Annotated in this window: 5 protein-coding genes; 4 read left to right on the forward strand and 1 reads right to left on the reverse strand. The window is 31.1% G+C overall.

Annotated elements, in window-relative coordinates; translation table 4 throughout:
* Window positions 1-76: 76 nt before the first annotated feature.
* From CJJ23_RS03290 to CJJ23_RS03305, 4 genes are all read left to right on the forward strand, one after another.
* Complete coding sequence (locus CJJ23_RS03290; RefSeq protein WP_095334938.1) at window positions 77-2,368, forward strand: HinT-interacting membrane complex protein P80; 2,292 nt, start codon at window positions 77-79, stop codon at window positions 2,366-2,368.
* Window positions 2,368-3,708: a HinT-interacting membrane complex lipoprotein P60 gene (locus CJJ23_RS03295; protein WP_095334939.1), complete on the forward strand. Its 1,341-nt coding sequence runs from the start codon at window positions 2,368-2,370 to the stop codon at window positions 3,706-3,708. The genes CJJ23_RS03290 and CJJ23_RS03295 overlap by 1 nt, the downstream gene beginning before the upstream one ends.
* 2 nt (window positions 3,709-3,710) lie before the next feature.
* Window positions 3,711-4,058, forward strand: a complete 348-nt coding sequence (gene hinT, locus CJJ23_RS03300) for a histidine triad protein HinT (RefSeq protein ID WP_095334940.1) — start codon at window positions 3,711-3,713, stop codon at window positions 4,056-4,058.
* A 357-nt stretch (window positions 4,059-4,415) separates the two neighbouring features.
* Window positions 4,416-4,811, forward strand: a complete 396-nt coding sequence (locus CJJ23_RS03305) for a helix-turn-helix domain-containing protein (RefSeq protein WP_095334941.1) — start codon at window positions 4,416-4,418, stop codon at window positions 4,809-4,811.
* Between the two features lie 1,303 nt (window positions 4,812-6,114).
* On the opposite strand, the gene CJJ23_RS03310 is transcribed toward CJJ23_RS03305, so the two are convergent.
* Window positions 6,115-6,641 (reverse strand): hypothetical protein (locus tag CJJ23_RS03310; protein ID WP_214608195.1); only part of this gene is annotated, 527 nt, incomplete at its 5' end.

The following is a 6,641-nucleotide window of genomic DNA, read 5'->3' on the forward strand; positions in this document are numbered from 1 at the left end:
ATTTTTATTTTAGTCTATATTAAGAGAAACTCGAAAATTATGCATTATATTTTATATAATCAAAAAAAGGAAATCTATGGCAAAAAATAATCTCTCAAAACTGAATTTTAAAAATCTTTTTAAGTCAAAGAAAAAAGATGAGTCGCGCAAGCGCACTATTAAGACCTGATCAATACTAGGTGGAGTTGGTGTAGCAGTTGCTATTGGTATTGGTGTACCAGTAGGAATTGTTAATAATACAGTTACTCAAATACCAGCATTAAATGGTTCTAATCCAGGAATTACTATCAACTTACCAGGTGATAACAAAAAAGTTGTCAATATTAATGATCTAATTAATAGAAGTCTAACTTCAGCAACAGTTAATCAGCAAACTTATACAAAGTATAATCAGGCACTAGCAGAGGTTGCTTATCAAGAAGAATATGTAATGTCTTTAACTTTTTCAAAAGCATTAGCAACTTCTTCACTTGCCTCAACTGCAGCACCTACAGGCTTTACTGAACTAAATTCTTTAGAAACTATTAAGACTAACCAACGGCAAGTGATTAATGAGCAAAAAGCTAATACTCAGCAACAATTTGGATTTAACAACTGATTAACTCAATGAAATAACTTACTAGCAACTGATGAAAAATACGGTAAAACAGGTAGTGAAGAAGGTGCGTTTAATTATCTTGTTTTAAAAGCAATTGAAGCTGATGCAAATCGCAGATTTAACGCTCAAGTATTGAATGTTTTTAGTGAAACATTCTTAAATGCAACTGTTACAAGTGATGTGACTTATGAAGGCGATATTCCTTCACTAGGGATTAAAAAAGGTGATGTTTATTTAACAAGTGGAAGTAAGATTTTCCAAAATTACTATGCAACTACTACAGGTGATAAACTGCAAAATTATATAGTTAATCCTAACGGTACACAAGGTACTAGAACTACAAGAATTTTCTCTACAAACAGTTTCTTAAACTTCTTACCTGAATCAGTTGTAACTGCCAATAATGTTCCTACAGCTGCTACTTTAGTTGATAGATATTTACAAGAATATAGTGAACTTTATACAGTAAGTAGCTTTAATATCGATATTAAAGCGCCTGAAAACTTAACAGGTAATTGAACAGTTTCAAAAGAAACTTTCAAGAAATTAATTAACTATGCCATTAGAAATTCTAACCCAGTTACTTTCTTAAGTAATGACGGTGTTTTAAAATACGGTGGAGCAACAGTTTTTGCTAATTCAACCATTAGTGAAGCAGAAAAGACACAAGTTGCTACTGATAATTTCTGATTTAATACAAGAAGTTCAAACACAAGCAAAACAAACCATGGTTTCTTAAGTTTTGGAACAATTGCAGACCTATATAATGCAGTTAATCCTGCTCCTGCAGCTTCTACAAATCCTGCAACACCAGCACCCGCTGCAACTACGGATGCGATTTTATTACTTGCATTACTAAGAATTAATGCAAGTACAGCGCAGGCGCCTGCAAATAACTTAATTAATACAAATGTAACAGTTTCAACAACTGATAATAGTGCATGAAATCCTATTACTAAGTTATTTACTGCTATTCAAGGTCATTCTACCTTTACTTCGCTATTTTCTACAGAAACAGTAACTGCTGATAATGCGGTGCAACTTAACCAAGAAATGAATGACAAAATTGATAACATTCCTACAAATGATTTCCAAAATGCAATTAACGCAGTTATGAATCAAGCCTTCTCAGTAAGTGAAAGATATAACGAAAGTTTAACAAATGATGCTGATCAAAAAGCAACCCAAAATGCTCGAAAAATTCAGTACTATGATGCAACCAATAACCTTTATATAGTGCTAGATTCTACAGGTCTAAGAGTTGTTAAATCAAATTCTGTCAAGACAAAATCAGAATTTAACAATTACCTAATTAATGACTTATATGCTAACTTATTATCTAACGAATCACAGAGATTTAGTTTTGGCGCAATCACTAAATTACAGTCATTAAATAGCGAATACATTAATAACAGCTACTATGTAGGACTACTAGAACCACAAGTTAATGCTAACGATGGACAACTGCTTTCTGCTCTTAGAACTCAACTAGGTGTGACAGATGGTTCTTCAATAGTTAATGACTATGCTAAGTATCAACAATATGTCAGAGTTAACGCGGTTTCAAACCAAATTACTAGTTCAAGAACAGTGATTGATGCTGCAACTAACGCCTTAAATACAGCAATTTCAAAAGGTACTTATGTAGATTTTCTATACAACTCTTCTTTCCCTAGCGTTGTAGAAATCACAAGAAATTGAAATACACAAATCTTTAGACAACTTAGTTCACAACTAGGTGCAAGAGCAATTCAAGAAGGGACAAACTAATGGCTAAAAAGTTCAATTTAAAAAGTTTTTTAAAGTTATCACTACCACTAGTTGGTCTATCTGCAGTCGCAGTTTCAGCAGTTGCTTGTGGGCAAGTAGTTGATTCAGCAGAAAAAGGTGAACAAGATGGTACACTAGGTGGAGCACCTGTAAAAGCAGCCGTTTTTAATCTTTATAAAGAAACTATTCTTGCTAATTTATACGGAATTGATAGTCTGCAAAGTAATGATACTTACCTAGATGATTCAACTAGTGAATTCTATCAAGATGCTTATTCAGCATGACTATTTTATGCTTCAACCAACATCTTAAATAATATTAATTGATTCCAAGAACAACGCAGCACCTGAGATACTAACGGAATTTCTTCATACAATTTTAAAGATACAACTAACACTATTAATGTAGATAATAACTACCAATCAGCAAATACTTTTAAAACATTATTTTTAAACCAAACTTCTACAATTAGAAATGATTTAGTAAATTACTTGCTAGTAAAACGTTATTTACTGAATCAGTCACTAGAAGATGTTAAAAAATCCTTAACAAACTATGACACAATTATGAGTGATGCAACTGCTGAAACAGATGCTACTAAAATTCTCTATAAAGCAATTAATGTAGAAAATACTAGTGATTTCTTTTTAATGAAGTACTTATTAAGTGATGCAAAAATTGTTAATCAGTGAAAATACACATCTACACCACCTTTATCACAGATAACTTCCGGGGTAATCGCAACTGTTAAATCGGTTGCTGATTATAATGCAATTGTGACTGATTCAGCACAGCAGTTAAAAACAATTAACACTAATTTTGCAGTTAATGGTGCTTCAAGCGATAACTTAGCAGCGTTATTTGCTTATCAAGGGTTTGTCAACTTCAATGAAACAGTTACTCCTGCAGGTGATTTTTCTTGAACTATGGATAGTTTAAAAGCAAGAACGGCAAGTAATGGAATTGTTGAAGGATTTCAAGATTTACCAAGTAATGTACTTTATACTCAACAGCAATTGACAGCTAATGCTGCAACTGCAAGTACAGATGATGTTACAGAAGTAACAGTCATGAGTGAAACTAATGGTACAACTACAGTTAATGCAACTTACGCAATTAAGATTGCACCACTATTTAATACAACTAGTGAAACCTTCACTTTTACAGGTACACCTTGAGCAAGTAATGAGCAACAAAGACTAATTACTTTCTGATTAAATAAGATTGATTCAACATTAATTACAAAGGCTTTAACTCATTATAAAGCTTTAGGTTACAGTGTTTCAACTGATATAGAATCACTGAAGAAAAGTATTGAAGGAGAAGAGTACTACGCTTAATTATGGAAGAAATACACTTAACATTTAAAAAAATCATTAACCGTGAACTAGCTAGCGAAATCATCTATGAAGATGAGAAAGTGATTGCAATCATGGATAAATTTCCTTATAATCCAGGCCACTTTTTAGTAATTACTAAGAATCATTCAGTTAACTTAAAAGATAGTAAAACTGATGATATTACTTATGCTTTTGCAAAAGCAGTTGAACTAGCTAATGTTAGAAGAAAAGAAGGACACTTTGAGGATTTCAAAGTTGTTGTTAATAATGGTCGAGATGCAGGACAAGTAATTGACCATTTACATATTCATATAATTCCTTTTTATCCAAAAGATAAAAAAGAAAAATAAAATATAATAAAGCTATAAACTGCTCCCTACGTTATCGTTAAAGCTATCAAACCACTATTGCCATGTTGTCGTGATAGAAACTGCTAGAAACATGAGATATGAGAAAAAGTTAAATTTATTAACTGACTAACTAGTGGGTTATCAAGTGTGAAACGGGGTGCATCAAAAGAGCAGAACGAAGAGCCTTTTTGGCTCTTTTTTGTTAAAGAATTATAATTTTTGGTATGCAATATAAATTGAAATTTCAATTAATATATGAAAAAACTGAAAAATCAAATAAATAGTAATTTTCTTTAGGTCGATTGAAATCCTAATTGCAAGGAAAAGGATTTAATAAATATTTTTTATAATAACAATATGGCATTTAAACATTTAACTGAAAATGAACGATTTTTAATCGACAAACTTTGAAAAGAAGGTAAAAACATTACTGAAATTTCAAAAACAATAAGCAGGGCTGAATCGACAATTTTTCGTGAACTCAAAAGAAATTCAACAAAAAATGGTTACGGTTATTTCAGTGCTTTAAAAATGAGTCAAGAAAGAAAATTTGTTAGAGCACAACTTTATAAAGCTGATTACAGTGAGTTTGAAAAATTATTTTTTAAACTTTTTGAAAGACATTATCATGGTGTTAGAGCAACGATAGAAGTGATAAAGCAAAAACACCCAAATGTTTTAGTGCCCCACTGAAGAACAGTTTATTATTGAATAAATAGTGGAACTTGAATATGCATTTCTATCATCGCCTAATTTACACCCTCTACACTAACACCTTAGACAAAGAAAAAAGGAGATTTTTAATAACTCTGTTAAAAATAATCTCAGATATTGAGAAAAGATTAAACCCTAAAACTAAACCCCCCAAGAAAGAGAGACTCACTAATGTCACAATATCACGAATGAAAGAGATTCAACTCATTAAAAAGCCAACCAAAGGATTAATTCTACACCCTAGCAAGGGACATTGAGCAATTTGTAACTAATAACAAAGACTTATTTAAAAATAAGCACATTTTATGTAACGCTAACTATTCCTCACAAAGCGGTTTTTACAAATATTTCACTAATCCTCAAGCAGCGCAGCAGTTACAATTTAAGACAGTCACCTTTACCTATTTTGATGACATCAATTATTATATTGATTCATTCACCTTCAAAGACAACAACCTCGAGCAAACTTATGAACTATTTTGAGCCCTCGATCATCTTAACATGAACGAGTACCAGTTAACAATTATGAAAAATAGCGATCCCATCATCACAACCCCCCTTTTTTCTAAAATAAAATGATGATATGAGAATTTAATTGCTATGGGAAAAGAATTCTATCTAATAGGGACAATTTTTAGCATCATCAACAAGCAATTTTTCCCCTTATATCAGGCCTCAAAATTCACCTATTTGCACCCCATTCACAACGATTTTTTAGCGCCTATCATAAGACAATTAAAAAGTCCCATTCACTTACTGAATCTCAAACAAGCCCCCTAAAATACCCCTAAATACTCACACTCATAAAGGCAAACTAGAAAAACTAGCGCCCATGTTAAATCACCCTAATTGATATTATGCGAGACGTATTCAGACATCCCCGAAAAAATTGACGAGCCCAATATTAAAATATTTGCCCCTATTACCTATATAGAAAAATATTCCCGCAATTATTTAATTGAAGGCTACAATGACATGTATAATGAACGCATAGAACTAATACGGCATGATAAAAGATACGCAGAAAAAAATGTAATAGAATCAGGGGCCTTCTATCAATGTAATAAAGATGATTTATATTATACATCATCAACTAAAGGCGACATTAGATTCTGCGATAGTTTCAAACGAGTGGTTCTTATAAAAAAATAAACTACCTAATACAGGTAGTTTTTTTAATTAAAAATGCATTATAAATTGGATGTACCAATTGAAAAATTATAAAGTTACGGGGTAACCTATAAACCCCGAGAAAGTTATTCATTTTATGAATTTATCAAAAATTGGGAAATTATGAGAATTTAAAAACTCTTATATCTCCTATTATATTATAACTCATCCTTTAATCAATTTGATAAATTTCATAAATTTTTTCCACTACCTTAAATGGTGTAAGTAATGTAGTCTTTATCTCATTTTCAAATTGACTAATTCACTGTTTATAAGATTTAAATTGATTTACGCCTTTTGTAATACTCTTATTATTTAAATTAATCTCATAACCCACCTCACTAATTAAGCGTTTTTTAATAACCTTATCATTAATACTATTTGAATTATTTTTTTCCACTCAATAGATAGGTTCATCCCTATTGTTACGATCCAATAAATTCTGATATACATTAAATGAATTTAAATTAAGGGTTGCAACATTTAAGGCATTATGTAAATTAATTTTCCTATATTTATAATCAATATCTCTTTGATTTCAATTTAATTGTCGGATGTATTCATCATAACCATAATTATTTAATGATTGTGCCATACTACCTACTCTCCAGAAGGGAGATTGAGATCTTCTTACAAAAACAGATGGTGAAGAAGAAGATCATATTTTTCAAAATTCAAGAACAAATATCATCTTCCTAT

This window comes from Mycoplasmopsis agassizii (genome assembly GCF_002276225.1).
Taxonomy (GTDB): domain Bacteria; phylum Bacillota_I; class Bacilli_A; order Mycoplasmatales; family Metamycoplasmataceae; genus Mycoplasmopsis_B; species Mycoplasmopsis_B agassizii_A.